Source organism: Streptomyces sp. NPDC046727, from assembly GCF_040645635.1.
Taxonomy (GTDB): domain Bacteria; phylum Actinomycetota; class Actinomycetes; order Streptomycetales; family Streptomycetaceae; genus Streptomyces.
Genome location: NZ_JBEYYR010000022.1, coordinates 120,916 through 147,096 on the forward strand (window position 1 = coordinate 120,916; position 26,181 = coordinate 147,096).

Below are 26,181 nucleotides of genomic sequence, written 5' to 3' on the forward strand. Positions count from 1 at the left end.
GGCATGCGCCCGGATGACTGGCACCTCACCGAAGACGTCGACGCCTTTCTCGCCCGAGCCGGGGACTTCCTGCGGTCGCGCCCCACCCTGCACACCACTCCCCTGACAGTGATAGAGAAGCTGCGAACACGCGGGGCGGACGCGTACGGCGCCGAAGCCACTGTCTTCGGCCGACTCGAGTCAGGAGGCGAGGTCCTCGGCCTCTTCTACCGTCTTCCCTCCCACCGCCTGACCCTCACCCACCTCGACCCCGAGCAGGCCGACACCCTCGCCGCCCGCCTGGCCGACCTCGGCCGGCACCTCTCCGGCGTCACAGGGGACCAGGACACCGCCACCGCTTTCGCCGATGCCTGGCAACGGCACACGGACGCGGTGCCGGTACCGGACTGGCGGGCCCGTCTCTACCGGCTCGGCACTCTCACCCCACCGGAGCCGCTCCCCGAGGGGCGGGGCCGTGTCGTGGACGCGCAGGGCCTTGAGCAACTCATCCGATGGTGCGGTGAGTTCACGGCCGACGTCGGAGAGGCTCCCTCCGTCGACGCCGACTCCTGGGCCGGTTCTCGATTCGCCGACAAACGCTTCACGTTCTGGGAGACCCCGGACGGCACCCCCGTCTCCATGGCGGGCTCCACTTCGATGGTCGCCGGCATGATCCGGGTGGACCCCGTCTACACCCCGGCTCACCTCCGGGGTCGCGGGTACGCGGGCGCAGTGACGGTCGAGGTCACCCGGGCCGCGCTGACCGCGGGCGCGACGGACGTCGTACTGTTCGCGAACCCTGGCAACCCCACCAGCAACGCCCTCTACCAGCGCATCGGATACGTCCCGGTCAGCGACTTCGCCGGGTACGCGTTCTCCTAGCCTCAGGGCTGCATCAGCGACCGGCCCGGTGTAGAGCCCCTGAACGCGCCGTGTTGCTGCCACCTCGCACCCACGCGGCCACGCGCGTACCGCATCGAAGCGCACACCGCCTCCGCTCGCGCTGGGTCATTGCGGATCGTCATGCACGCTCACCATGGGTGATGACCTACGGTGCTGTCGCCACCGGTTCGGGTCCTCTTCCAGGGCCGCCCGGTCCCAGCCGCCGCGTTCCGCAGCGGCCTCGTAGGTCGTGTGCAGGAAACCAGCCAGTTCCCGGTCCGGGTCGGCCGCGGTACGCACCGCCTCGTACGGGAGAAGGAACTGACCGTGGTCGGGGCTGTAGAACGCGTCGGCCGGGGTGACCGGCTGCGCGGCGAAGCCATCCGGCTCGGGATAGGCGTACGAGTAGAAGGCCCCCTCTTCACCGCCGCCGGGCCAGAAACCACAGCTGCTCAACTCCCGGGAGTAGCCTTCCCTCATCACCCAGTCACCGCAGTTCGGGGCGCCGCCAGGATGCGGCGGAGCCGTCCGTCCCGAGAACCTCGTGCAGGCCAGGTCCATGGCGCCCCAGAAGAAGTGCACGGGGCTGACCTTGCCGGCGAAGCACGAGCGGAACTCCCCCAGCACCCGGTTGGCCTGCAGCAACTGCTGCCAGAAGAGCTGTGCGGCGCTCGGGTCGTAGGAAGCGTGCCGGTAGTCCTCAGCGAAGGGGATCGCCGGGTCCACCTCGTTCGGAGACGCCTGGATCTTTGTCTCGATTCCCAGCTCAGCCAGGGCGTGCATCGTCTCGCGGTAGAAGTCAGCCACCGGTCTCGGCTCCAGGGCCACGCCGCGGTGGGTGCCGTCGCTGCTGCGGACACACACCTGATGGTCGAGGAAGTCGAACTCGATGTCGAAGACCCCTGAGCGGTAGGGGATCGCCGACGTGGTCAGGCCGCGCGGGCTGACGTACAACGTGACCTGCCACCAGTGATTGACCAGGGGGGCGTGGGCCAGCCGGATCTTGCCGACGATCTGGGTCCACATGTGCAGTGTGTCCCGGGTCTCGGTCCAGTCGGCGACCCGCAGCCGCGGCCACGTCGTCCGCGACGCCCCAGGGGAGACCATGGCCACAGCACACTCCTCCCAGGACAACCGTCCGATACCGACCACGCTGCCCTCAGCTGAGGAATCAGGCAACCCGGCGCGCCTCACCGGCCATCGGACCGGAACGCTTGGCATGCTCCACGAGCAGCGCTGCGCCTGCCTCGCCAGGACAGTGATCCAACAGTCCGGTCTCACCGGAGGCGGCGAGGCCCCGTAGGGCCGATTCGGAAGGAGTCTTCATCATGAACGTCGACCAGCCGGTGCTGGTACTCGGAGCCACCGGGGGGCAGGGCGGTGCCGTCATCAGCGCGATGCTGTCCCGCGGTATGGCCGTCCGTGGCCTGGTCCGGAACCTGCAATCCGCTTCGGCCCGGCGCTTGGCCGGCCGCGACGTCGAGGTTGTCGGCGGAGATCTCCAGGACCGCGAGTCCCTGGTCTCAGCCATGCGGGGAGCAGCCGGTGTGTTTGCGATGACCACGCCCTTCGAGTCAGGGCCGGCCGCCGAGATCGCACAGGGCCGGGCCATTCTGGCCGCCGCCCATGAGGCACGTGTGCCACATCTGGTCTTCAGTTCCGTCGCAGGTGCCGACCAGGACACGGGCGTGCCGCACTTCGAGACCAAGGCGGTGATCGAACGGGAACTGGCCGCGGGCGAGGTGCCCTACACGATCCTGGGTCCCACCTATTTCTTCGACAATGCCCTCGGCGACGTGGACCGGATCCTCCAGGGGGTGCTCGATCTACCGCTGCCCCCGGACCGCCCGCTGCAACAACTGGCTCGTCCCGACCTGGGCGAGTTCGCCGCCGCCGTCTTCGCCGCACCTGACAGGTTCATCGGGCAGCGCATCGAGCTGGCCGGCGACGCCCCCACGCCCGATGACATGGCTGCCACGTTGAGCACGGCGCTCGGACGGACCGTTCGCCACAACGAAGTGCGGCTCGACGAGATCGGCAACGACGACATGCGCGCGATGTGGGCGTTCCTGCGTGGCCACGGCTACCGCGTCGACGTGCCGGCGCTGCACGCCGCCCATCCCGATCTGCGCTGGACGTCGTTCGCCGACTGGGCCGAGAGCGCCTTCTCATCGGCGCAGTGACAGGCCGCCTTGTCCACGGGTCGTCGGGGCTGGTCCGCGTCACGAAACCTGCCCTCGCCGACCGCGTGACCGGCCGCGCGCTGGACGCCGGCAGCGACGAGGGAGTGGAGGACCGCGACGCCGGTGCGCGTGGTGGAGATGAGGCCGGCATTGCGCAGGACGGTGGTGTGCTGGCCGGCCGAGGGCAGTGAGATGCCCACGCGGTGGGCTGTCTCGCTGGTGGTGGCCGGGACGAAGTAGGAGGGGATGAGCATGAGTCCGTCACCGCCCAGGTGCACGTCTGCCGGGGCACACGGAGCCGGGATGTGCCAGGTCGGGGGCTGCCAACGCCAGCCTGGGACGAGGGTGGCCAGCATGGCGTCCGGTAACAACCCGCTGAACAGCGGCATGGGCTGTTTCGAGCGCTACGGCGACGTCTCCCGCGTGTGGGCCCACAACTACACCGACGGCAGTCCCCGCATTCACTGGATCAACATTTCTACGAGAACAGCACCCCCCCAACAGGCTGGGCCGGCAGGGAAGCCGCATCAAGTTCGCCTACTACGACTCGGCGGGCTGGACGAGCTACGCCACGGTCCTCAACGACCAGTAGCGGACTGGCCCCGATAGATCGAGTGGAGCGGCTCTCGGACGACTACTACATCTACCCCGGCGCCACCGACCGTGCGCTGCGGCAGTACCGAGCGTTCTTCCGACCGCCTGGACGCCGGGTACGTCGAGCGCACGCTGCCGGATCCCTTCGCCGCTCAACGGCAGTGGCGCTCCGACCTCTGGTGGAGACGCCGCCTGGCCGGCAGCCCGGAAGCCGGATGAGCAGCTCCGGTCACGGGGAAGGCGCGGGTCCGGCCGCCTCCGCTAGGCTCGCCGCAATCAATGATCAAGCAACGGGGGCGGGTCGATGGCGGCGGGCATGGCAGGTGAACGGCTGCGGGCCGAGGATCCGCGGGAGATAGCCGGATACCGGCTGCTGGCCCGCATCGGCGAGGGCGGCATGGGCACCGTCTATCTCTCCCGCACCCGCGGCGGGCAGCCCGTGGCCCTGAAGGTGATCCGGCGCGAGTACGGCGGCGATCCCGGCTTCCGCCGCCGTTTCGAGCAGGAGGTCCAGGCGGCCCGCCGGGTCCAGGGCTACCACGTCGTCCCGGTCGTCGACCACGACACCGGTGGCGAACAGCCTTGGCTCGCCTCGGTGTTCATCCCCGGCCTGCCCCTGCACGATGCCTTGGCGGCATACGGCCCGCTGCCGCTGACGAGCGTGCTCCAGCTCGTCGGCTGCACCGCGAAGGCGCTGACCGCGATCCACTCCGCCGGCGTCGTGCACCGCGACCTGAAGCCCAGCAACATTCTGCTGAGTCCGCAGGGTCCGTACGTCATCGACTTCGGCATCGCCCGGGCCTCCGACGCCACTCAGCTCACCGTGTCCGGTGGCGTGATCGGCACCCCGCAGTTCATGTCCCCGGAGCACGCCCTCGGCGAGCCGGTCGGACCGGCCACGGACGTCTTCTCGCTCGGCCTGATCGCGGCCGTTGCCGCGACCGGTCACCACCCCTACGGTGACGGCGGCGCCCTCACCCTCGCCGCGCAGATCGCCAACACCGCCCAGCGCCCGCCCCGCCTGGACGGCCACGACGACCGGCTCCGACCGCTCCTCGAACGCTGCCTGGTCGCCGACCCGGGCCGGCGCATCGGCACGGAGGAACTGGTCGCGCTGTGCGAGCAGGCGGCGGGCCGCTCGCTGAACGACTTCACCGGCTGGCTGCCCGAGTCACTCGCCGCCGACCTCACCGCCAGGGAACGGACCGTCCTCGCCCCGCCCCCGGAGCCGACGGTCACCGACTCCGGGCCGACGGGTCCGAACGCCGGGGGCTCCGGCGCGGGCGACCCCTCGCCCGCCGGGCCGCCCCCGCCGCACGGTCCCACCTTCGCCGGTGCCCCGACCATGCCCCCGCCCCCTCCGGCGTACACCCCGCAAGCCGCGGCCCCGGCGCGCCGCCGTACGCCGACCGCGCTCGTCGTCGCGGGCGCCGCCGTGGCCGTCGTGCTCGCGGTCGTGGTGACGTGGACGCTGACCCGGCCGGACGGCCCCTCGCACCAAGAGCGGAGTGACGGCAAACCGTCGACCGGCACCACCCATTCCGCTCCGGCCGACCCCTCCCCGAGCAAGAGCGACGACTCCGGGTACACCGTGATCTTCAAGGACCGGCCCCTCGCCCTGCGATCCCCGGGCGGAGCCAACATCGTCAGGGTCGACCTCGACGTCCCCGAGGTCGTACAGGACACTCCCGGCCGGGAGATCATGTTGAGCAGGGTCTCAGGTGGGCGCTGGGAGTTCTACACGCCGATGGGCAAGAGCGCCGGCGCGACGCCTGCCCAGTGTCTGACGGGCGCCCAGTCCGACGTACTCCCCCAGGAGATCGTGTCGGCCGACCTGGCCACCACCATCCCGGTCGGCACGCGGCTGTGCACGGTCACCACCGACGACCGGCTGGCCATGCTGGAGGTCACCGGCATCACCCCGGCCACCGACGGCAATCTGCCCGACTACGCCACCAAGCTCACCCTCTGGCAGAAGCGGTAGGAACGCCGAGGGCGCCCAGCAGCCAGGTCAGTTGCACACCCGCCACTTGGTCATCACCTGGCGGGCACAGGCTCCCCACCGCTGCGCGGCACTCGTTCCTCCGCGTCGGCCAGCCAGAAGAAGACAAGCGGCAGGCCGAGTTCGATCACCGCCAGGGCGATCTGGAACCACTGCGGCCAGCCGTGAACGGCGAGCGAGATCAGCCGGCCGACGCCGCCGAGCAGAAAGACGCCGGCCAGCCACCGCACGGCCCGAGCCGGGACCGGCCGCTGCCGAGCGGCCCAGAGCCAGGCCAGCCCGTAGCCCGCGAAAGCGGCCCCCATGAACCGGCCCCAGCTGTCGACCGTCGCGCCGGCGGAACCCGCGCCGGGGATCGCCGCGTTGCCGAGCGCCACGTGGAACACACCGATCGCCACGCAGGCCCAGCCCATCAGCTGCGTGAGCGCCCGAAGAGTCCTTGCCATGACCCCTCCCAACCCGCCTCGACCGAGCTTAGTTGACATGTGTCTACTAGCTTCGGCGCACCAGTAGACACATGTCAAGTAAGCTGCGTTCGTGCCTCCCCGCCAGCGACTGAGCCCCACCGATCGCCGCGCCCAACTCCTCGCCGTCGGAGCGCGGCTCTTCGCCGCACGCCCGTACGACGACGTCCTGATGGAGGAGGTCGCCAAAGAGGCCGGCGTCTCCCGCGCCCTGCTCTACCGTCACTTCCCCAGCAAGCACGCCCTCTTCGCGGCCGTGTACCAGCAGGCGGCGGACCAGCTGCTCGCCGAGACCCGGCTCGACCCCGCCGACTCCCTGGTGGAGCAGCTCATCCAGGGTATGGACGTCCATCTCGACTACTTCACGGCCAACCGCAACGCCGTCCTCGCCGCGAACCGGGTGCTCGCGGGCGACCCGGTGATTCAGTCGATCATGACGAACGAGCTGGACGCGCTCCGCACGCGGCTGCTGGCCGTACTGCCCCTCGCGGACGACAGCGCGCGCGAGGCGGTGTCCGCCGTCCTGAAGAGCTGGTTGGTCTTCGTCCAGGTCCTCTGCGTCGACTGGCTCACGCACGAGACCTGCACCCGCACAGAGCTCCGCGACATCTGCGTCGGCGCGCTTCTCGGCGCCCTCCGTCCGTTGCTCGCCGACGGCGTCAGCCACGAGTGGCCGCCACGGCGACCTGCCGCGGAGTCCTGAGAACCTCTCACATGCTCACCCGGTGCTCCCCCGGTATTCCGTGCAGGCATCGACCAGCCAGGTGGCCAGGTAGGGCGCGAACGAGGAGCGCACCAGCAGCCAGATGCTGGACGCCGCTTCGCCGCGCACCACCAGGGTGACCGGGGCCTGTGCCAGGAGGGTGTTCAGGCTCGAGCCGACGGGTGTCACCCGCGGATCGAGATCGATGGCGCAGCCCTGGGCCAGCACCGTGCGGACCAGGTGACCGGACAGTGCCAGCGTGGTGCGCTGGGCCGAGACATCGGTGACGGTGGCGAACTCGTCCCCGATGGCCGACCGCAGCTGTGCGAGGAGGTCGTGCTGCCGGCCGTCGGGGGCCACCAGCAGCCATTCGTCCGGGCCCATCCACAGCGCCTCGACGTCACCCGACATCTCGGCGCTCACGGGACCCGGCAGTGTGATGCCCAAGGACGCTTCGACTGCCTGTGCCGCGGGGCTGCCAGGCCGCAGCCGCAGGGTGAGCTGGGTCAGGAAGGGCAGTTCCTTCGCCTGCACTCCGGTGGGCAGCTGGGCCAGGGTGTCCTGCCACGCGGAGAGCGGGCTGAAGCGAGCGGGCGTCTCAACCGTCACGGCGAGTTCCCTCCTTGTCGAAGAGCACAGGGTCGGTCACGGTCACCGCGACGGTCCGGCCGTCCAGCGGGACGTAGAGGGTGTCGCCGATGCGCTGGGTTCCGGAACGCACCAGGGCCAGGGCGAACGTGCGCTGCAGGGCGTCGCTGCGGTAGCTGGAGGTGACATGGCCGAGCATGGGTACCGGGGGCTCCGGAATGCTGCTGGTGGCGATGATCTGGGCGCCTTCGGGCAGCAGGATCCGCTCGTCGGCCGGCAGCAGGCCCACCAGCTGCTTGCGGTCGCTGCGCTGGTTCTCCTCGCGCGAGAAGGACCGCTTGCCGATGAAGTCCGGCTTCTTCTTGGACACGACCCACGACATGCCCAGGTCCTGCGGGGTGACGGTGCCGTCGGTGTCCTGCCCGATGATCGGGTAGGCCTTCTCGGCGCGCAGCACGTGCATGGTCTCGGTGCCGTACGGGGTGATGCCGAACGGGCTGCCGGCCGCGTACAGGGCCTTCCACACCGTGATGCCGTACCAGGCGGGTACGTTGATCTCGTAGGCGAGTTCACCGGAGAAGCTGATGCGGCACACGCGCGCCGGTACGCCGGCGACGGTGGTGTCCTGCCAGGACATGAAGGGGAAGGCGTCGTTGTCGGCGTTCAGGCCCGGGGCCACCAGGGCCAGCACGTCGCGGGAGCGGGGACCGACCAGGGGGATGGTCACCCAGTGCTCGGTGACGGAGGTGAGGTGCACGCGCAGGTCGGGCCACTCCGTCTGGAGCCACTCCTCCATCCATTCCAGGACCCTGGCCGCGTTGCCAGTGGTCGTGGTCAGCAGGAACTCCTGCTCGGTCACACGGATGACGGTGCCGTCGTCGATGGCCATGCCGTCGACACCGCACATCACGCCGTAGCGGACGCGGCCCACCTTGAGCGTGCTCATCATGTTCGTGTAGAGCCGGTCCAGCAGTACGCCGGCGTCCGGACCCTGCACATTGATCTTGCCGAGGGTGGAGCCGTCCATCATCGCGACGCCCGTGCGGGCGGCCCGGCACTCGCGCAGCACCGCGTCTTCCATGGTCTCGCCCGCCCGGGGGTAGTACCAGGGACGCTTCCATTGGCCGACGTTCTCGAACAGAGCGCCGTGCTCGACGTGCCAGGGATGCAGCGCGGTCACCCGGACGGGGTCGAACAGTTCCCCCCGGTTGCGGCCCGCGAGGGCGGCGAAGGCGACCGGGACGGCGGGCGGACGGAAACGGGTGGTGCCGAGGTCGGCGACATCCACGCCCAGCGCCTCGGCGACGATGCCCGAGGTCATCACGCCCGAGGTGCGGCCCTGGTCGTGGGCCGTGCCGATCGTGGTGTAGCGCTTGACGTGCTCCACCGACCGCAGGCCGGCCCCGGTCGCCCGCAGTACGTCCGAGACGAGGGCGTCGCGCTGCAGGTCCACGAACTGGTGCGAGCCGTCCCGACCTTCGCGCGGGCTCGGGACCCGCCACAGCACTCGGCCCGGTGCCCCCTCGGGCAACGGGTCGGTGGTCGGCAGGGCGATCGTCCGGCCGGTCCTGCCGAGGGCCGACAGGGCCCGCCGCGCGGCCTCCGCGCCGTCGGCGAGGCAGCCGGCCAGGGTGAAGGAACCGCCGGCCGAACCCGCCGTACGGACGCCGTCCGGCGCCTGCGCGGGTACGAAGGCTCCGATACCGGCGTCGTAGCGCAGGGTGCCGCGGGCCTGGCTGAACAGGGCGACGGCCGGGTTCCAGCCGCCGGAGACGAGCAGCAGGTCGCAGTCGATGCCCCGCCGTTCGCCGAGGCGGCCTTGGCCGAAGGGGGCGACGTGGGCGCGGGAGACGCGTTCGGTGCCGCTGGTTCCGGTGACGACGTGACCCGCGCGCACCTGGATGCCCAGCTCGTCGCAGGCGGTGCGCCAGTGCGCGGGCACCTTCTCGCGGGCGTCGACCACCGCGGCGATCCGCACGCCGGCGTCGGCCAGTTCGAGCACTGCGGGATAGGCGCTGTCGTTCGTGGTGAACGCGACGGCCTGGCGTCCGGGCAGTACGCCGAAGCGGTTGAGGTAGGTGCGGGCCGAGCCGGCCAGCATGATGCCGGGGCGGTCGTTGTCGTCGAAGGCGACGGGACGCTCGTGGGCGCCGGTGGCGTACACGACCTGCCGGGCACGGATGCGCCACACCCGCTGCCGTGAGACGTGGGCGGGCGCCGCGGCACCGAGGTGGTCCGTGCGCTTCTCCAGGGCCAGGACGAGTCCGTCGTCGTAGTGGCCGAAGGCGGTGGTGCGATGGAGGACCTGCACGTCGGCGCAGTCGGCGAGTTCCGCGATGACCTCGCTGACCCAGGTGGTCGCCGGTGCGCCGTCGAGCAGTTCCTGGCTGCCGAGCAGCGACCCGCCGGGCTGCGGGAGTTCGTCTATGAGGATCACGCGGGCTCCGGCCCGGGCGGCTGTCAGGGCGGCGGCGAGCCCGGCCGGGCCGGCGCCGACGACGAGCAGGTCGCAGTGGGCGTGCAGGGTGTCGTAGCGTGCCGTGTCCGGTTCGCTGCTCAGGCGGCCCTGGCCGGACAGTCCCCGTGCGACGAGGCCGTCGTACAGCTCCACGGTGGTGGCCGTGAGCATCGGCTCGGGGAAGGGGGCGTCGATCTGCACCAGCGCGTTGGGTTCTTCGGCGCCGGCGGCCAGGACGCCGCGCGGCCGGCCGTACCTGATGCTGTGGGCCACGTGGTGCACGCCGTTGGCGAGCAGGGCCGAGGCGAGGGTGTCGCCGGGATGCCCGGTGTAGGTGGTGCCGTCGAAGGTGAAGGAGAGCGTGGTGCCGCGGTCGATGTGACCGTGGCGGGGGGCGCGGAACGGGGAGTTCATCGGCTGGCCTCCTGGCCCTTCGCCTGCGGTGCGGCGGGCGCGGTGCCGGTGAGGGAAGGGCGCTCGGCACCGATCTCGTAGACGGCGAGGAACTCGTGGGTGACGGTGTCGCGCAGGGCGTTGAACCAGCGTCGGCAGCCGGCCGAGTGCACCCACCGTTCGGCGAACGGGCCCTTGGGGTTGTCGCGGAAGAAGACGTACCGGGCCCACTGCTCGTCGTCGAGCGCGTAGGGGTCGTCGGGGTAGGCGACGTGCGCCTGGCCGCCGTAGTGGAATTCGATCTCCTCGCGGTCACCGCACCAGGGGCAGGTGATGAGCTGCATGTCGGAACTCCTCGGCTAGTGGGCGACGGCTGCCGCGCCGTGCTCGTCGACCAGGGCGCCGGTGGTGAAGCGGTCGAGCGTGAAGGGCGCGTTGTAGGGGTGCGGTTCGCCGGTGGCGATGGTGTGCGCGTAGCACCAGCCGACGCCCGGTGTGGCCTTGAAGCCGCCCGTGCCCCAGCCGCAGTTGAGGTACAGGTTCTCGACGGGTGTGAGTCCGACGATGGGAGAGGCGTCCGGAGTGACGTCGACGATGCCGGCCCAGGTGCGCAGCATGTGGGCGCGGGCGAAGACGGGGAAGAGTTCCAGCGCGGCGGCCATCTGGCGTTCCAGGATGTGGAAGGCACCGCGTTGTCCGTAGCCGTTGTAGCTGTCGATGCCGGCGCCCATGACGAGTTCGCCCTTGTGGGCCTGGGAGACGTACACGTGCACGGCGTTCGACATCACGACGGTCGGGTGCACCGGTTCCAGCAGTTCCGAGACCAGCGCCTGCAGAGGGTGGCTCTGCAGGGGCAGCCGCAGGCTGGCCATGGAGGCCAGCACCGAGGAGTGGCCCGCGGCGGCGAGGGCGACCTTCCCGGCGGCGATGGGGCCGCGCGTGGTCCGCACCCCCGTCACCCGGCCGCCTTGGATGTCGAGGCCGGTGACTTCGCAGTCCTGGATCAGGTCGATGCCGTACGCATCGGCCCTGCGCGCGAATCCCCAGGCGACGTAGTCGTGCTTGGCGATGCCCGCGCGCGGCTGGTACGTGGCGCCGAGCACCGGGTAGCGCACGTCGGGTGAGACGTTGACGATGGGGCAGACCTTGGCGACCTCGTCCGGCTCCAGCCACTCGGCGTCGATGCCGTTGAGCTGGTTGGCGTAGACACGGCGCCTGCTGTCGCGGATGTCCTGCGGGGTGTGTGCGAGGTTGAGGACGCCGCGCTGGCTGAAGAGGATCGGGTAGTCGAGGTCCTGTTCGAGGGTCTCCCACAACTTGAGGGAGTGCTCGTAGATGCCGGAGCTCTCGTCCCACAGGTAGTTGGAGCGGATGATGGTGGTGTTGCGGGCCATGTTGCCGCCCGCGAGCCAGCCCTTCTCCAGGACGGCGACATTGGTGATGCCGTGGTTCTTGGCCAGGTAGTAGGCGGTGGCCAGGCCGTGCCCGCCGCCGCCGACGATGACGACGTCGTAGGACGGCTTGGGGTCGGGGTTGCGCCACAGAAAGTCGGGGTGGTCGGGCAGGACGTCCCCGGGCGTGGCTGCGGGGTTGCCGTGCGGGTGCGTCACTGGCCGGCCTCCTGGGTCGCGAGCCGCGGATCGGCGGGGTAGAGCGGGAAGCGGTCGGTCAGGGCCTGGACGCGTGCGCGCAGTGCGGCGGCCGCCTTGTCGTCGAAGCCGGGCAGGAAGGCCGTGGCGATGATGTCGGCGACCTCCGTGAACTCCTCGGCCCCGAAGCCGCGGGCGGCGAGTGCGGGGGTGCCGATGCGGACACCGGAGCTGACCATCGGCGGGCGGGGGTCGAAGGGGACGGCATTGCGGTTGACGGTGATGCCGATCCGGTGCAGGCGGTCCTCGGCCTGCCGGCCGTCGAGTTCGGAATGCCGCAGATCCACCAGGACCAGGTGTACGTCGGTGCCGCCCGTCAGCACGCTGACTCCGGCGGCCCGGGTGTCCTCGGCCAGCAGCCGCCGGGCCAGGAGGGCGGCCCCTTCCAGAGTGCGGCGCTGGCGGTCGGCGAACTCCGGCTGGGCGGCCATCCTGAAGGCCACGGCCTTTGCGGCGATGACGTGTTCGAGGGGGCCGCCCTGCTGGCCGGGGAACACCGAGGAGTTGATCTTCTTGGCCAGTTCGGCGGTGGACAGGATCACGCCGCCGCGGGGACCGCCGAGTGTCTTGTGGGTGGTGGTGGTCACCACATGCGCGTGCGGGACGGGCGACGGGTGCAGGCCCGCGGCGACGAGGCCGGCGAAGTGGGCCATGTCGACCATCAGGTAGGCGCCGACCTCGTCCGCGATACGGCGGAACTCGGCGAAGTCGAGCCGGCGGGGGTACGCCGACCAGCCGGCCACGATCAGCTTCGGCCGGTGCTCGTGGGCGAGTTTGCGGACCTGCTCCATGTCGATGCGGTGGTCGCGCTCGCTGACCTGGTAGGCCGCCACGTCGTACAGGCGCCCGGAGAAGTTGAGCCGCATGCCGTGGGTGAGGTGGCCGCCGTGAGCCAGGTCCAGCCCCAGAAGCGTGTCGCCGGGCGTCAGCAGGGCGGCCATGACGGCGGCGTTGGCCTGCGCGCCGGAGTGGGGCTGCACGTTGGCGGCTTCGGCTCCGAACAGGGCCTTGACGCGGTCGACGGCGAGCCGCTCGATGGCGTCGACGTGCTCGCAGCCGCCGTAGTAGCGGCGCCCCGGGTAGCCCTCGGCGTACTTGTTCGTCAGCACCGAGCCCTGAGCCTGCATGACCGCGAGCGGTGCGAAGTTCTCGCTCGCGATCATCTCCAGCGTGCCGCGTTGCCGGGCCAGCTCCGCGTCGATCGCCACGGCGATCTCGGGATCGAAGTCGTGGAGCTGAGCACCGAGAACCGCGGACCGGGCCGCTCGCTGCTCGGGTGTGTGGGCAGTCATGAGAACTCCCCTCGGGAGATCTGAAAGACGACTGATATATCAATATTTCTGTTGCGGTACACTAGGAGGGCGGATCGAGTCGCGTCAAGAAGGGACGTTGCGGGTGGCTTCTTCGACCTTCGCCGGTCAGGGCCATGGAACGCTGGCCGACCAGGCCTATCGCTCCATTGCGGACCGTCTCGTGACCCTCCGGATCCGCCCCGGCGAGCCTGTCAACGACGAGCGGATCGCCACCGAGCTCGGCTTCGGGCGCACCCCGGTCCGGGAGGCGCTCAAGCGGCTGGAGCACGAACGTCTCATCGTGGCCTACCCCCGGCGTGGCACCTTCGCCACCGAGGTGCAGATCGCCGATCTCGGCCACATCTCGGAAGTACGTCTGCAGCTGGAGCCTCTCGCCGCGGGCCTGGCCGCCGAACGGGCGAGCGAGGGCGACCGGGCCGAACTCGACCGGTTGCTGGCGCGGCTGGCGAAGACGTCCGGCGGCGAGCACGACCTGATCCGGCTGGACATGACCCTGCACCGGGCGATCTACGCCGCGACCCGCAATCCCTACCTTGAGGACACCCTGATCAGGTACGACAACCTGGCCACGCGGATCTGGTGTCTCTTCCTCGACCGGCTGCCCGGACTGGCGGGGCACGTCCACGAGCACGGACCGCTGCTGCGCGCCATCATCGACCGCGACGCGGAGAAGGCCAAGGCCCTGGCGGCGAGCCACGTGGAAGGGTTCGAGACGGCGATCCGCGGTGTCATCTGATCCCTGCGGGCGTCGCAGGTCGGCTGCGCCGTGATCCAGCGGGCCGTGAAACCCCACGCGTACCGTGCGGTGCCTGGCACCGGTGATGGCGACGGGCCGCCCGTCCGGCAGCGTGCACGCGACCGCGGTCGCGGCTTCGCTGTGCCTTACGAGGGGCTGGCCATTGCCGCCCCTCCGCGGCACGAACGCGCTCCGGCGGGAGCCCGGTGGGATCCTGCATGGATGAACGATGTCGGCGACGCGCGCCTGCGCACCTGGACCCTGCGATTCATGGCCCTCCTCGCAGCGGACACCCAGGATCAGCTTGCCTGGCTGGGCGAGCGTGAGCTGGAGACGGAGTCCGTCGTCGAGGAGGCGGAGCTCCTCTGCCGCGTTTCCGAAGGACTCGCCGAGCGCGGAACCTTCGAGCCCAGGAATCTGCGCGATCTTCACGACATCGGCCACCGCCTGGGCGAGATCGATGCCACCTGCCGTACCGGTCTCTGGGCCGACGCCCTGGCCACAGATCCAGCCTGGAGCGAAATACGTCCTCTCGCCCGACAGTTCCTCCTCGCGACGCTGGGCGACTGGCGTCAGCCGCTGCCACGCCCCGTACGGCCGCACACGAGCGACCACTGAGCACGTCCAGACCACCCACCAGATCAGGGGCGATCCGGCCCCTCGCGGGTCGCCGTACGCTCACTCACCGAGTCCCGCCGCCCGCAGCCGGGCCCGCACCGCAGTCCACTCGGGGGCCACGGGCTCGCTGCGGTGCCGGCCGACGCCCCGGTCCTTGAACCCGCTGGACGTGGACACGCAGACCACGGGGCCGTCGAAATACTCGTCGGCGCAGGCCCGTAGCCCCGCCAGGCCGGCCGCCGCCGACAGCTCCGCCCAGAGGCCGGCCCGGGCCAGCTCGGCCTGGGCGGCATACAGTTGCTCGTCCGTGAGCAGCACCGCGCGGCCCCCGCTGTCACGCACCGCGAGCACGCCACGGTAGCTGTTCACCGGGCAGTTGATGCCGTACGCGTCGGTGGCGCCGACCTCCACGTGCGCTGCCGGCAGACCCTGGCGGAGGGCGGCGGCCAGCGGCCCGCCGGCGGCGGGCTCGCACGCGATCAGCCGGGGAACCCGGTCCGTGACCCTGAGGCGTCGCAGCTCGGCGAAGCCCTTCCCGATGCCGAAGAGCAGCTCGCCGTAGCCGGTCGGGACGAAGACGGCCGCGGGTACGCCGAGGTCGGCGTGGATCTCGTACGCGACCGTCTTGTAGCCCTCGGGTCCGAAGGCGTGCCCGGTGTGGGTGCGGGTCAGGTTGCTGACGGGCTGCAGCCCGAAGTGCTCGGCGATCCGTCGGGTGAGCGGCCAGCGTGCCTCCACCGGCACGGGCAGTACGACGGCGCCGTAGGCATGCAGGAAGGTGTCCATCGCCGTTGGCAGGTCGGTGGCGGTGAGGACGACGCAGCGCAGCCCGGCGCGCGCCGCGAACGCCGCCGCGGAAGCGCCGTGGTTGCCGGACGACGCGACGACGACGCCGGGTGCGCCGGAGCCCAGGGCAGCGCTGACCGTACAGCGGTTGAGGCGGTCCTTGTGGCTCCAGGTGGGATTGCGCGACTCGTCCTTCACGAAGACCCCGGGCTCAAGCTCCACCAAGGGGGTGCCGCCCTCGCCGAGGCCGGGGGCGGCGAGGGGTGGGAGGAGCGGGGCCCAGTGGTCAAGTCCGGTGCGCGGGGGTCGCCCCTCGAAGAGGCCGGCGGGCACGCGGTCGTACGCATAGTCCACCTCGACGGGGTACGCGACCTCGTCCGTGCTGCTCTTGGGACAGCCGCTGGTCAGCGGAGGCCACAGGGGGTAGCGGAAGCCGGGGTCGCCCAGCGAGCGCTGAGCGGTGGCCAGCGAGGCGGTGGGGTCAGTCCTCATGGTCCGAATGGTAGGGACGGGCCGCTGGGCACCTGCGTGGCGATCAGGGCGGGTCGGGCGCCGCCGCTGTTCATCCCGGTCGCGAGGTGAGCAGCCTTCTGCTGCCGTCGGCCCAACTGTGCGACTGCGCGGCGACAATGAACGGCATGTCGCTTCAGGGAACCGACGCCTACCGGGACGACGACGCACTTCCTGCGCTGGTCCAGCGGGCCGTCCAGGCGTCGCGCACGCACGGTTTCGCGTTCTCGTGCAGGCCCGAACAGGGGCGTCTGCTCCAGGTGCTGGCCGCGGGGGCGCCCCACGCCATCGCCGAGACCGGAACCGGCTGCGGTGTCGGCCTTGCCTGGCTGGCCTCGGGCGCGTCACCAGGCACACGGCTGATCAGCGTCGAGCGGGATGCGGAACGAGCCCGCATCGCTGCGGATGTCTTCCGGGACTGCGATCATGTCCTGATCCTGCACGGCGACTGGCAGCGCATCGAAGAGTACGGCCCGTACGACCTTCTCGTGCTCGACGGCGGAGGCCAGGCCAAGGGCGACGGCACCGCGGACCCCGCTCGCCTGCTCGCCGCCGGCGGCACGGTCGTGATCGACGACTTCACCCCGGCCACTACATGGCCGCCCCGCTTCAACGGCGTACCCGACCAGCCACGGCTGCACTGGCTCGAACATCCCGGACTTCGCGCCACCGAACTGCGCCTCGCGGCAGACCTCAGCGTGATCGTCGGGACCCGCCTACCGGCTGTCTGAGTCAGTGTGCGGAGCGCCGGGCGCCCTGTTGGAGCATCTGCTCGACCGAAAGGTCAGGGCCTGCCCGATGGGTCGGTCGGGCGGTGTGCCGTGACGAGCCATGAGGTGCTGAGCAGTCGGACGGTGCCGCCGGTGGCCTCGTGGGCCCGCAGATGGTCCGTCAGGGCGCGGCGGGCGTGGGCCCGGGCAGCCGCGTCAGCCTGTTCCATCAGGTGGCGGCCGGGGCCTGTGCCGAGCAGGAACTCCGCGGAGTCCTCGGCTCCCTGCCCCCATACCCCGTGTGCCTGCGCCTGACTGACGGTGATGCCGGTGAAGCCCGCTGCCGTGAGGACCTCACGGATGCGGTCCGGGCCGGCCAGGGAGAACATGCCGGGCAGTCCCGGCTGCCCGAAGTCGCCGACCGGCAGGATGTCGCGCAGAGCGGCCATCGCCACGACCCAGTCGTTGCGCGGGGCATCGGCCGGGCAGATGAACACCAGACGACCGCCGGGCACCAGCGCCCGGCCGACGTTGGCGAAGGCGGCTACGGGGTCGGCGAAGAACATCACCCCGTAGCGGCTGATCACCGCGTCGAACGCCGCCGTCTCGAAGGGGTGGATCTGGGCGTCGCCTTGCGTGAAGGAGGCGTTGGTGATGCCCTCGCGCTCGGCGCGGGCCCGCGCCTCGGCCAGCATCGGGCCGGACAGGTCGAGGCCCAGTGCGCCGCCTCGGGGTGCCTTGAGCGCGGCGAGGCGGGTGGTCTGCCCGGAGCCGCAGCCGATGTCCAGCACCCGATGGGCCGTGCTGATTCCGGCGGCCTTGAGCAGTGGCTCGTCGAAGCCTTCGTTCACCGCGTTCCAGCGGTCTTGGTTGCGGGCCCAGTGGCTGCCTTCGGGGCCGTTCCACGCTTGTGCCTGCTCCGTGTTGACGACGTCGGGCACGGGTGCCTCCAGTGGTGGACGGAAGGGAAGAGAGGCCCATGTCACCGCGTGGAGTGGCGACGCCGGATGTGTCCGAGCAGCTGTTCTCGGCTGCCGAACGCGTCGTGGAGAAGTCCGGACCCGGCGCACTCACCAGCCGGGCCGTCACCGCCGAGGCCGGTTGCGCGAAGGGGCTGCTGCACGCGCACTTCGCGGGGATGGACGAGTTCGTGGCCGAGCTGTGTCTCGACCGGTTCGCACGGACCGCCGCGAAGGCGCGGGCGCTGTCCGGGCTCGCGGGGCAGAACACGGTGGCGGGGAATCTCGATGCCGTCGTCCTCGCGCTGTTCGAGTCCGGTGGCCCGGCCATATCCGGGATCGCCATGTCCCGTCCGGGCGCCGCGCTGCGTATCCGCGAGGCGCTGGAAGGCGGGGCGCCTGGCTTCGGCACTATCCAGGAGGCCGTCGCCGGCTATGTGGAGGCCGAACAGCGGCTCGGCCGGGTCGCGGGGCACGTCGACCCGAGCACGGTGGCCCTGGCCGTCGTCGGTGCCGCCCACCATCTGCTGATGACCAGTTGGCCGGGCACGCCTGACCCCAGGCCCGCCATGACACGCCTGGTGACCGTGCTGGTGGACAGCTCCGCGTGACGAGCGGTGGGGTTCGGGCCGTCGGATACTGGGAGGTGAGAAGGCGGGGAGTCGTATGCGCCTCCTCGCTCGCCCACCCTGTCAGGGGGTCACCATGAGTGATCATCATGGGAGCGGCCAGCACCACGTTCACCCCAGCCCCGACGACCCGACCGGCACAACGGGCGGTCACGGAATGCTGGTGTTCGGACACGAAGTGATCTACTTCTCGCACCTGCCGATGTTCGACGTACCGCACAACTACCAGGTGCTCCTCGAAGTGGGTCTGGACGACGACGTGCGTGAGGCGATTCGGGCGCACCGCCACGCCTTTCCCGAGGAGCCGTACGACACGTTCGACCCCGTCCCCTTCCCCATGGCCGAGCTCGATCCGGCCGAGAGCGGCCCGAAGCGAACCTCCCTCACGGGAAACATCTTCTGCGGCCACTTCGAGCGCAGAGCGAAGGGAAAGCGACCGCTCGCCCCGGACGTGGAGGTGCGCATCGAACGCATCGTGCGGTTCACCAAGCTGGATGTGAACGCGCACGCGACCGGCGACGGCACGCTGGAGTACCTGTGCTTCGGACACGGTGGCCGGCTGTACCTCGCGCACGCCATCAGCCGCTGGCCGAGCTTCGACCAGGTTCTTGAGGTCCACGCCGTTCCCGGCACGGCGACGAACCAGATGGGTGAGCCGCTGCCGGATGACGCGGAGACGATGGACAAGTTCTTCCGGGAGCACTTCACCACGGCCGACCCGTACGACATCGGTGGGCGGAGCGACGACCCGGACCACCGGCTGACGTCCCGCGAGGTGGCCGACGGATCGTTCTTCGGCACGGCACCGCCCAGCGGTTTCCACGGCTTCAACGTCAAGCTCGAAGCCGAGCGGGAGGTGTATCTCGAAGTCGGGGAGCTGGCGGGCCCGATGCACTGAACCCGCACAAGCGGGCCGCGTACGCCCGGCCGCGGCGACGGGGGTCTGCTGCGAGTGCGCGCAACGTCTCCAGGGCGGGGGCGATGCGCGGGTCGATCCGGTCGGCGACGCCCGCGCGCTCCCAGTACGGCCGGCCGATCGCCGTCCATTCCTCGCTGACGTCACAGGCGAGCAGCGTGAGACGAGTTGCCTGATGTAGCGGTCGGGGCGGGCGGTGGCGACACGAGCCGTGGCGAGAGGCACCATCGGTTACCACGTGCGCGCCTCGCGCGCGGGGAGCCGTACGGGCTGCTCGTCAGCCTCTTCCCCGCCGACGTGCCCAGCCTGCCACCGGACGACGGAGACTGACCGTCTTCGAGGGGCCCCTCCCCCACCGCTACTCGGCGAGGAAGGCGGCCAGTGCCGCTGCTGTCTCCTCCGGTGCTTCGACCTGCGGATAGTGGCCGACGCCGGGCAGTACGGTGAAGGCGGCGCGGGGGCGTCGGCGGCGGAGGCGGGGCAGGACGTGCGCCCCGCTGACCGGGTCCTCGGGGCCCCAGACGAACAGGAGCGGGCCCTCGTAAGCTTCGAGGGAACCGGTCCAGCGGTCGAAGTGGACGCGGCGATCGTCGATGTAGCGGAGCAGGCGCGGGGCCAGGTGATGGCCGTTCTCGCGCGCCATGGACGTCCACATGTCGTGCAGCACCTCGTCCGGGACGGGTCTGGCCAGGACGCTGCGCAGGCTCGCGGTGAACCGCTTCTCGTCGGTGAGCCGGGCCAGCAGCGGGCCGACACGGCTGTGCAGGAGGCGCTGCATCAGGACGGGGCGGTGGAGGTCGGCGTAGAGGCCGCCGTTCAGCAGGGCGGTGCGGGTGATGCGGCCGGGTTCACGGGCCAGCAGTTCCTGGGCGACCGAGACACCGTAGTCGTGGGCGACCAGCGCGGTCTCACCGATGTCCAGACGCTTCCAGAGGGCCTCGATCAGGTCGGCCTGCTCATGAATGGAGTAGCGGTGACGGACGGGCTTGTCGCTCTGACCGAATCCGAGCAGATCCAGGGTGGTCACCCGGCATCCGGCCGCGACCAGGGCCGGGACGGTCGTCGCCCAGTCGTGGCTGGAGGTGGGGAAGCCGTGCACCAGCGTCACGGGGCTGCCTTCACCGTCCTGGCGGACGAACAGGCGATGCCCGTTCAGCTCCACCCTGGTGCCGCCGGCGATCCACTCGGCGAGATTCATCGGGGGTCTCCTATCCCGTCGAGCAGTGCGGTCAGCCCGAAGCGGAACTCCTGGTCGCCGTCGGGGAGGTTGAGCGGCTCGGCGAGTTCCCGTACGAGCGGGTACTGCGGCAGGCCGGCGAACAGTTCGGTCATCGCCTTCCGCTCCTCGGCGCCGCGCGCCGCGCCGCCGGTGCCCAGCAGCGCGGCGCCGATGACGAAATGCGCGACCGTCAGATAGATCCGGACGGCCCGCGACGGTTCCCACCCGGCCCGGATCAGCAGGCCGAGTCCGATCTCCCGTCCCCGCAGGGCGTTGGGGCCGAGCAGCTGCCCCATCGTCAGCAGCGGCACGATCGCGGGATGCGCGAGCAGCACCCGTCGGAACTCCCAGGCGGCCTGCTCCAGTTCGGCCCGCCATCCGCCGCCGGTCTCCGGCGGCACCACCTCGCCCAGCACATGGTCGACGAGTTCCACCAGCAACTCGTCCCTGCTGGCCACATGCCGGTACAGCGAGGTGTGCCGCACTCCCATCTCCTCGGCCACCCTGCGCATGGTGAGCGCCGCGAGCCCTTCGCCGTCCACGATCCGCAGGGCCACCTGGGTGATCCGCCGCAGCTCAAGCCCGCCCGCGCGGGGCCGCTGCCGGACCAGCGCCGCGTACCGCGCCTGCCACCACGCCGCCGTTCCCGCCTTCACACCGCCACTGTGCGTCCAGTGGACGCATAGCGCAAGGGGGTGCGCGAGGCCCGTCGATGGAGGGAGTGCGGTACGTGCCGCAGATGGTGACCTCTTCCGTGGACGAGCACCCCCGAACGGCGGCACCGCGCATCCGGCTTTCGGCCATGGGGAGCAGTGCCGTGCGGGAGCACCACTGGCCCCACGCGCTGCGCACCGTCCGCGTCCGGCTGCCGGATCCGCGCCCGCACGCGCCCGGGACGGCGTGTTCCGTGACCGCCCAGCGGGCCGGCCGCGCACGAAGGGTGACTGGGTAGTCGCTTGCAGCACCTCGGGTGCGGGACTGAGCATGCTCCCACCCCCTGTTCGACAGGGAGTGGCCTGTGCCCCCGAGAGCGACAGTAGTGATCGCGAGCCGTACAGCGCCCGCGATACGTGGATGCCGGTGTGCTGTGTCTTCCGAAAGGGCTGGACGTGCCAGAGCCTCTTGATGCCATGACCCCTGCCGTCGCCGGTACGCCCGCGACCCCGGCGGAGGTGACCGCGCCGCCGACCGTCGGCGTCGAGGAGGAGTTCGTGCTGGTGGAACGGCACAGCAGGGCTGCTGTGCACCGAGCCCCTTCCGTGGTGGCCACCGCTCGCGGTCACCTCGGCGAGCCGCATGTCACACCGGAGATCTCGCAGGCGCAGGTGGAGACCGTCAGCGCGGTGTGCCGTACCGCCGCCGAACTGGAGGCGGAAGTCGTCCGGCTGCGCCGGGGCGTGGCCACGGCCGCCGCCGAGTACGAGTGCCTGCTGGTCCCCAGTGGCACCCCGATCCTCGGCAGGCCCGGCCCGCCGCCGGTCATGGACAAGGCTCGCTACCGCGCCTTCCTGGGCCGCTTCGGGCCGCTGGTCCACGACCAGGGGGTGAACGCCTGCCACGTGCACGTCGGGGTGGCCGATCGCGAGGAAGCCGTGCGTGCGGTCAACCACCTGCGGGGCTGGATGCCGCTGCTGCTGGCCATCACCGGCAACTCCCCGTTCAGCGACGGGACGGACACCGGCTACGCGAGCTGGCGCTCCGTGGTCTGGAGCCGGTGGCCGCTGGCGGGCCCTCCGCCCTACCTGCGGGGCACGGCTCACTACGAGCGGGTCGTCGACCAACTCGTGGCCACCGGGGCGGCGATGGACCCTGCCATGATCTACTGGCACGTCCGGCCCTCCCCCCACCTTCCCACCATCGAGGTCCGCGTCGCCGATGTGATGCCCGAGGCCGCGACCACCACGGCGTACGCGCTCCTAATCCGCGCCCTGGTCGGCTGCGCCATGGAGGCCGTACGCGCCGGTGAACCCGCGCCCGAGGTGTCCGACCTGCTGCTGCGGGCGGCGTGCTGGCAGGCGGCCCGGTACGGGACGTCCGGCATCCTGCCCGCGACCCACACCCGCGACTGCGCTCCGGCGTCCGTCAGCCGGCTGGTCGAGGAACTGTGGAAACGGGTCGAGCCGCACCTCAGCCGTTACGGCGACGACCGTCGGGTCGGCGACTGGCTCGGCGACGTCGAGCGCCGAGGGAGCGGCTCCGCGCGACAGCGGCGTGTCGCGGCGCTCCACTCGGGCTCGCTCCAGGCCGTGGTCGACGAACTCGCTGTCAGCCCTTCGTGAACCTGCGGCGGCGGGTCCGGACACGGCAACCGTGAACCATCGAGGCGGTCACCGGTCGCTTCGGAGCAGCCCGGGCGGCAACGAACATTCTCGGTCGAAAGCGGTGCCCGCCGGTGCCGTCGCGACACCGGCGGTCGGTCTCTCGTCGCCGCCCGCCCGTCACGCCCTCCGGGGCAGGGTCCGGGCGCCGTCGCGCATCTTCCCTGGAGAAGGAGGGCGCCGCTCTCCCCCTGCGCGGAATGATCACCTCTATTTCCGTGTATGACCGACCTGCCCCTCCTCGCCACCTCACGGTACGAATCCGGTCACGCACTTCGGACCCTTGTGACGCCTCTTCGCACCCGCTTAGGATCCCGCTCGCTTCACTCTCTCCACACCTTCTGCACGATTTCGCCACATCGGTGAGGTGCTTCGTGGAACGGCCAGTGTCATCCGCACGACCGTCCCACCAGCGGGCGGAACCACGCGACTTCCGGCTCCTGTGGTGGGCCAACGCCGCCGACGGCGTCGGCAGCCAGGCCTCGGGCACCGTCCTGCCGCTGCTCCTCCTGGGACTGGGCAACTCGCCCCAGACGGTCGGCCTGATCGCCGGGGTCTCCACCGCCCTCGGGCTCCTCCTCGGCCCGCTCGTCGCCCTCCCCGCCGACCGGGGCGCCCGCAAGCGCGTGATGCTCGGGTCCGCCGCCGTCTCCGCACTCGCCATGGGCTGCGTGGCCCTCACCCTGGCCACCGGACGGCCGCCCCTGGGTCTGGTCCTCGCCGCCGTGCTGGTCGAGCGGCTGGCGACCGCCTGCTTCGAGGCCGCGGCACGCGGAACGGTCGCGCTGGTCTGCCCGGGCCCCGAGCAGCCCCGGGCGATCGCCCGGCTCACCGCCGCCGACCAGGGCGCGCTGATCGCCGGCCCGGCGCTGGGCGGTCTCCTCTACCAGGCCGCCCGCGCGCTGCCGTTCCTCGCCGACGCCCTGTCCTACGTCGTCAGCGCCCTGTGTGTCGCGGCCATGCGCGCGGACCTCACGGCGCCGGCGCCGCAGCAGCGCGGCGAGGGACTGCTGAGAGAGGGCGCGGCCGGGCTGCGGCTGGTGCGTTCCTCACCGCTGCTGCGCCTGGTCCTGGCCTGGGCCACCACCGTCAACGCCGTCGTCGTGGCGCTGTACTACACGGCCGTCTTCACCCTCCAGCGAGAGGGCCACTCCGGCGCCGTGCTCGGCGCGATCCTCGCCCTGTCCGGCGCCGCCGGTCTGGCGGGCGCGCTCGCCGCGCCCAGAGTGACCAGGCATTTCGGCGCCCCACGGGTCGTCACCGGCGTGACCTGGCTGCTCGTTCCGCCGGCCGCCGCGCTCGCCGTCGTCACGGACGCGTGGGCGTACGGGCTGCTGTTCGGGCTGGTGTGCCTGCTGATGCCGCTCGCCTCCGTCGTGCTCCAGGCCGGTGCCGTCCAGGCCACCGCGCCCGCGCTGCAGGCCCGTACCGGCGCGGTCCTGGCCACCGCGACCACGGGCTCCGCCGCTGTCGCTCCCGTCCTCGCCGGCGCCCTCGCCGACTGGGTCTCCACCGCCGCGCCCGCGCTCGTCAGCGGTGTGCTGCTGGCCCTCCTCGCGGCGCACACCTCCCGGCGCCCGGTGCGCGGCGTCCTCTCCGCGGGGGCCGCCGGATGAGGGACGACTACCAGGTGTACCGGGCCGCACTGCCGGAGGTGTGCGCCGCCGACCCGGCCAAGATGGTCTTCACCGCCGACGCCGAGGGCCGTTGCGAGGTGTTCGCCTGGGACGCCGCCGCCCGCCGCGCCCGCCAGGTCACCCGGCGGCCCCGGGGCACGCTGCACGGTGCCATCGACCGGGACGCGCATGTGTGGTGGTTCGACGAGGACGAACACGGGTCGGGGTGCTGGCGGTTCCAGCCCTTCGCGGGCGGTCCCGACCGGGCCGGGCTGACGAACGTCCCGCCCGGACTCCCCCGGGGTCTCGCGGTCGGCGACCACGGCACCGTCGCCCTCGCGGCCGGGGACGGCCACACCACCGCCGTGCACGTCGGACCGCGCGGCGGCGCGGCCCGCACGGTGAGCCGGGTCCCGGGCCACGTCACCCTCACCGGCATCACGCCCGGGGGCCGGCTACTCGCCCTCGCGGGAGCCGGTGCCGTCACCGTGCTCACGAGCGAGGGTGCCGTACGGGCCGTCCTGCCCGGCGGCGACACCGGCCGGCTGTGGTCCCTGGGGTTCGCCCCCACCGCGGGCAGCGAGGAACTCCTCCTCGTCCGCGAGTACGACGACCGCTACCTCCTGGCCTCCTGGCAGCCCGACACCGGGCTGACCACCCACGACTGGTGCGCCTTCGACACGGAGATCACGGCCCGCTGGGCCGGGGACGGCCGGACCGTCCTGGTACGCCAGGACCGCCACGGCCGCTCCACCCTGCACCGCGCCGACCTCACCGCACGCACCCTCACCCCGGTCCCCACCCCGCCGGGCACCCTGCTGGACGCCGCCATCCGTCCCGGAGGCGACCTGCACTACCTGTGGACGGCCACCGGTCTGCCGCCCCGGCTGTGCTCCACCCGGGGCACCGCCCTGCCCGTGCTGCCCGGCCTCCCCGACCGGTTTCCCGGTACCCACCGGGACGTGTGGACGCCCGGTCCCGACGGGCCCGTGCACACCCTGCTCAGCCTGCCCGACGAACCGCGCGGTCCGGCCCCGGCGGTGTTCCTGGTGCACGGCGGGCCCGCCGACCACGACCGGGACGCCTACGACGGCGTCGTCCACTCCCTGGTCGCGTCCGGCTTCGCCGTCGCCCGCGTCAACTACCGCGGTTCCACCGGGTACGGGCCGCGCTGGCGGCGTGCCTTCCGGGACGGCGTCGGGCTCACCCAGGTCGAGGATCTGGCGTCCGTCCGCGCCGACCTCGTCGCCCGGCGGCTGATCCGCGCCGACGCCGTGGGCCTGTGGGGCACCTCCTGGGGCGGCTACCTGGTCCTGCTCGCCCTCGGCACCCGTCCCGGCCTGTGGCAGGCGGGGGTCGCGGTCAAGCCGGTCGCCGACTGCGTGGCCGCCCACCGCACCACCACCCCCGCGCTGCGCGCCCTGGACGAGCGGCTCTTCGACGGCACGCCCGACGACGTCCCCGAGCGCTACGCGCGCAGCTCGCCGATCCACTACGCCGCCGCGGTCCGCGACCCGCTGCTGGTGGCAGCCGCCACCCATGACGCCAAATGCCCGCCCGGTCAGATCCGCGGCTACCTCGCCGCGCTGCGCGCCGCCGGAGCCCGGCACGAATCGCTGTGGCTCGACTCCGGCCACGACGGCTACGACGGCGGCGACCACGTCACCGTGCTGCGCCGGGCCGTGGTCTTCCTCGACCGGCAACTGCGCGGCCCGGCACACCGCCACCCCCAGACACCCCGCCCCACCCGGAGCGGGGAGCACCACACCGCCGTACACACCACGGAGAGGAGAAGGACCCATGCAGAAGGACATCATCCACAACGACCCGCTCGCGGGTGACGAGGAGAACCGCAAGCCGAGCGTCGGCATCACCGTCACCGTCCCGTTCCGCAACGCTGAGGACGCGGAAGAGGACTGACCCGTGCCGGCCGGCCCGGTGGTACGCCACCGGGCC

21 protein-coding genes and 2 pseudogenes are annotated in these 26,181 nt (G+C 71.6%); 12 read left to right on the forward strand and 11 right to left on the reverse strand.

Annotation, left to right across the window (positions count from 1 at the left end; all coding sequences use genetic code 11):
* Positions 1 to 3 precede the first annotated feature (3 nt).
* Entirely contained in the window at positions 4 to 861 is an 858-nt protein-coding gene (locus tag ABZ937_RS25695; RefSeq protein ID WP_361695656.1) for a GNAT family N-acetyltransferase, read from the forward strand.
* Positions 862 to 987: 126 nt separating this feature from the next.
* Here the strand turns inward: ABZ937_RS25695 and ABZ937_RS25700 are convergent, their stop codons facing one another.
* Positions 988 to 1,968, reverse strand: coding sequence for a DUF5996 family protein (locus ABZ937_RS25700; RefSeq protein WP_361695657.1), 981 nt, complete (start codon positions 1,966 to 1,968; stop codon positions 988 to 990).
* Between the two features lie 221 nt (positions 1,969 to 2,189).
* On the opposite strand from ABZ937_RS25700, the gene ABZ937_RS25705 reads away from it, so the two are divergent.
* The gene (locus ABZ937_RS25705; protein WP_361695659.1) at positions 2,190 to 3,044 is read left to right on the forward strand and encodes an NmrA/HSCARG family protein; all 855 of its coding nucleotides are present in this window, start codon (positions 2,190 to 2,192) and stop codon (positions 3,042 to 3,044) included.
* Between the two features lie 910 nt (positions 3,045 to 3,954).
* The gene (locus ABZ937_RS25710) at positions 3,955 to 5,622 is read left to right on the forward strand and encodes a serine/threonine-protein kinase (protein ID WP_361695660.1); all 1,668 of its coding nucleotides are present in this window, start codon (positions 3,955 to 3,957) and stop codon (positions 5,620 to 5,622) included.
* Between the two features lie 53 nt (positions 5,623 to 5,675).
* Here ABZ937_RS25710 and ABZ937_RS25715 read toward each other — a convergent pair whose 3' ends face one another.
* Positions 5,676 to 6,086 carry a DUF4345 domain-containing protein gene (locus ABZ937_RS25715; RefSeq protein WP_361695661.1) on the reverse strand — a complete coding sequence of 137 codons (411 nt, stop codon included), beginning with the start codon at positions 6,084 to 6,086 and terminating at the stop codon, positions 5,676 to 5,678.
* 91 nt (positions 6,087 to 6,177) lie between these two features.
* Here ABZ937_RS25715 and ABZ937_RS25720 point away from each other — a divergent pair, with 91 nt between their 5' ends.
* A complete protein-coding gene (locus ABZ937_RS25720; RefSeq protein ID WP_361695662.1) occupies positions 6,178 to 6,807 on the forward strand; it encodes a TetR/AcrR family transcriptional regulator in 630 nt (209 codons plus the stop codon).
* A gap of 15 nt (positions 6,808 to 6,822) precedes the next feature.
* On the opposite strand, the gene ABZ937_RS25725 is transcribed toward ABZ937_RS25720, so the two are convergent.
* From ABZ937_RS25725 to glyA, 4 genes and pseudogenes are all read right to left on the reverse strand, one after another.
* Entirely contained in the window at positions 6,823 to 7,416 is a 594-nt protein-coding gene (locus ABZ937_RS25725; RefSeq protein ID WP_361695663.1) for a sarcosine oxidase subunit gamma family protein, read from the reverse strand.
* A pseudogene (locus ABZ937_RS25730) lies at positions 7,406 to 10,590 on the reverse strand (sarcosine oxidase subunit delta family protein). The gene ABZ937_RS25725 and the pseudogene ABZ937_RS25730 overlap by 11 nt, the downstream one beginning before the upstream one ends.
* A gap of 15 nt (positions 10,591 to 10,605) precedes the next feature.
* The gene (locus ABZ937_RS25735; RefSeq protein WP_361695664.1) at positions 10,606 to 11,856 is read right to left on the reverse strand and encodes a sarcosine oxidase subunit beta family protein; all 1,251 of its coding nucleotides are present in this window, start codon (positions 11,854 to 11,856) and stop codon (positions 10,606 to 10,608) included.
* On the reverse strand, positions 11,853 to 13,187 hold the full coding sequence (gene glyA, locus ABZ937_RS25740) for a serine hydroxymethyltransferase (protein ID WP_361695665.1): 1,335 nt from the start codon (positions 13,185 to 13,187) through the stop codon (positions 11,853 to 11,855). Before glyA ends, ABZ937_RS25735 begins: the two co-directional genes overlap by 4 nt.
* Positions 13,188 to 13,290: 103 nt before the next feature.
* On the opposite strand from glyA, the gene ABZ937_RS25745 reads away from it, so the two are divergent.
* Both ABZ937_RS25745 and ABZ937_RS25750 read left to right on the forward strand, forming a co-directional pair.
* A complete protein-coding gene (locus tag ABZ937_RS25745; protein ID WP_361695666.1) occupies positions 13,291 to 13,944 on the forward strand; it encodes a GntR family transcriptional regulator in 654 nt (217 codons plus the stop codon).
* A gap of 222 nt (positions 13,945 to 14,166) precedes the next feature.
* Complete coding sequence (locus ABZ937_RS25750; RefSeq protein ID WP_361695667.1) at positions 14,167 to 14,562, forward strand: hypothetical protein; 396 nt, start codon at positions 14,167 to 14,169, stop codon at positions 14,560 to 14,562.
* A 60-nt stretch (positions 14,563 to 14,622) separates the two neighbouring features.
* On the opposite strand, the gene ABZ937_RS25755 is transcribed toward ABZ937_RS25750, so the two are convergent.
* The gene (locus ABZ937_RS25755; RefSeq protein WP_361695668.1) at positions 14,623 to 15,840 is read right to left on the reverse strand and encodes a pyridoxal-phosphate dependent enzyme; all 1,218 of its coding nucleotides are present in this window, start codon (positions 15,838 to 15,840) and stop codon (positions 14,623 to 14,625) included.
* A 146-nt stretch (positions 15,841 to 15,986) separates the two neighbouring features.
* Between ABZ937_RS25755 and ABZ937_RS25760 the strand changes: the two genes are divergently transcribed.
* Positions 15,987 to 16,589 (forward strand): SAM-dependent methyltransferase, encoded by a 603-nt coding sequence (locus tag ABZ937_RS25760; RefSeq protein ID WP_361695681.1) that lies wholly within the window; start codon positions 15,987 to 15,989, stop codon positions 16,587 to 16,589.
* 53 nt (positions 16,590 to 16,642) lie between these two features.
* Here ABZ937_RS25760 and ABZ937_RS25765 read toward each other — a convergent pair whose 3' ends face one another.
* A complete protein-coding gene (locus ABZ937_RS25765) occupies positions 16,643 to 17,509 on the reverse strand; it encodes a class I SAM-dependent methyltransferase (protein WP_361695669.1) in 867 nt (288 codons plus the stop codon).
* Between the two features lie 38 nt (positions 17,510 to 17,547).
* Here ABZ937_RS25765 and ABZ937_RS25770 point away from each other — a divergent pair, with 38 nt between their 5' ends.
* A complete protein-coding gene (locus ABZ937_RS25770; protein ID WP_361695670.1) occupies positions 17,548 to 18,138 on the forward strand; it encodes a TetR/AcrR family transcriptional regulator in 591 nt (196 codons plus the stop codon).
* Positions 18,139 to 18,319: 181 nt separating this feature from the next.
* The gene (locus tag ABZ937_RS25775; RefSeq protein WP_361695671.1) at positions 18,320 to 19,054 is read left to right on the forward strand and encodes a hypothetical protein; all 735 of its coding nucleotides are present in this window, start codon (positions 18,320 to 18,322) and stop codon (positions 19,052 to 19,054) included.
* Positions 19,055 to 19,094: 40 nt separating this feature from the next.
* Here ABZ937_RS25775 and ABZ937_RS25780 read toward each other — a convergent pair.
* The 3 genes and pseudogenes from ABZ937_RS25780 to ABZ937_RS25790 form a co-directional block, all read right to left on the reverse strand.
* Positions 19,095 to 19,232: pseudogene (locus ABZ937_RS25780) on the reverse strand (O-methyltransferase); the annotation flags it as partial.
* A 198-nt stretch (positions 19,233 to 19,430) separates the two neighbouring features.
* Positions 19,431 to 20,270: an alpha/beta fold hydrolase gene (locus ABZ937_RS25785; protein WP_361695673.1), complete on the reverse strand. Its 840-nt coding sequence runs from the start codon at positions 20,268 to 20,270 to the stop codon at positions 19,431 to 19,433.
* Positions 20,267 to 20,947 (reverse strand): TetR/AcrR family transcriptional regulator, encoded by a 681-nt coding sequence (locus ABZ937_RS25790; RefSeq protein ID WP_361695674.1) that lies wholly within the window; start codon positions 20,945 to 20,947, stop codon positions 20,267 to 20,269. The genes ABZ937_RS25785 and ABZ937_RS25790 overlap by 4 nt, the downstream gene beginning before the upstream one ends.
* Positions 20,948 to 21,421: 474 nt before the next feature.
* Here ABZ937_RS25790 and ABZ937_RS25795 point away from each other — a divergent pair, with 474 nt between their 5' ends.
* From ABZ937_RS25795 to ABZ937_RS25805, 3 genes are all read left to right on the forward strand, one after another.
* Positions 21,422 to 22,570: a glutamate--cysteine ligase gene (locus tag ABZ937_RS25795; RefSeq protein ID WP_361695675.1), complete on the forward strand. Its 1,149-nt coding sequence runs from the start codon at positions 21,422 to 21,424 to the stop codon at positions 22,568 to 22,570.
* A 425-nt stretch (positions 22,571 to 22,995) separates the two neighbouring features.
* Positions 22,996 to 24,225 carry an MFS transporter gene (locus ABZ937_RS25800; protein ID WP_361695676.1) on the forward strand — a complete coding sequence of 410 codons (1,230 nt, stop codon included), beginning with the start codon at positions 22,996 to 22,998 and terminating at the stop codon, positions 24,223 to 24,225.
* Positions 24,222 to 26,066, forward strand: a complete 1,845-nt coding sequence (locus ABZ937_RS25805; protein ID WP_361695677.1) for an alpha/beta fold hydrolase — start codon at positions 24,222 to 24,224, stop codon at positions 26,064 to 26,066. Before ABZ937_RS25800 ends, ABZ937_RS25805 begins: the two co-directional genes overlap by 4 nt.
* Positions 26,067 to 26,181: the final 115 nt, after the last annotated feature.

Excerpts from the sequence above, each read along its gene's own strand:
- ABZ937_RS25755 (WP_361695668.1), bottom strand. The coding sequence starts at position 15,840 with ATGAGGACTGACCCCACCGCCTCGCTGGCCACCGCTCAGCGCTCGCTG.
- ABZ937_RS25770 (WP_361695670.1), top strand. The coding sequence starts at position 17,548 with ATGTCACCGCGTGGAGTGGCGACGCCGGATGTGTCCGAGCAGCTGTTC.
- glyA (WP_361695665.1), bottom strand. The coding sequence starts at position 13,187 with ATGACTGCCCACACACCCGAGCAGCGAGCGGCCCGGTCCGCGGTTCTC.
- ABZ937_RS25785 (WP_361695673.1), bottom strand. The coding sequence starts at position 20,270 with ATGAATCTCGCCGAGTGGATCGCCGGCGGCACCAGGGTGGAGCTGAAC.
- ABZ937_RS25750 (WP_361695667.1), top strand. The coding sequence starts at position 14,167 with ATGAACGATGTCGGCGACGCGCGCCTGCGCACCTGGACCCTGCGATTC.
- ABZ937_RS25695 (WP_361695656.1), top strand. The coding sequence starts at position 4 with ATGCGCCCGGATGACTGGCACCTCACCGAAGACGTCGACGCCTTTCTC.
- ABZ937_RS25795 (WP_361695675.1), top strand. The coding sequence starts at position 21,422 with ATGACCCCTGCCGTCGCCGGTACGCCCGCGACCCCGGCGGAGGTGACC.
- ABZ937_RS25710 (WP_361695660.1), top strand. The coding sequence starts at position 3,955 with ATGGCAGGTGAACGGCTGCGGGCCGAGGATCCGCGGGAGATAGCCGGA.
- ABZ937_RS25715 (WP_361695661.1), bottom strand. The coding sequence starts at position 6,086 with ATGGCAAGGACTCTTCGGGCGCTCACGCAGCTGATGGGCTGGGCCTGC.
- ABZ937_RS25805 (WP_361695677.1), top strand. The coding sequence starts at position 24,222 with ATGAGGGACGACTACCAGGTGTACCGGGCCGCACTGCCGGAGGTGTGC.
- ABZ937_RS25760 (WP_361695681.1), top strand. The coding sequence starts at position 15,987 with ATGTCGCTTCAGGGAACCGACGCCTACCGGGACGACGACGCACTTCCT.
- ABZ937_RS25700 (WP_361695657.1), bottom strand. The coding sequence starts at position 1,968 with ATGGTCTCCCCTGGGGCGTCGCGGACGACGTGGCCGCGGCTGCGGGTC.
- ABZ937_RS25705 (WP_361695659.1), top strand. The coding sequence starts at position 2,190 with ATGAACGTCGACCAGCCGGTGCTGGTACTCGGAGCCACCGGGGGGCAG.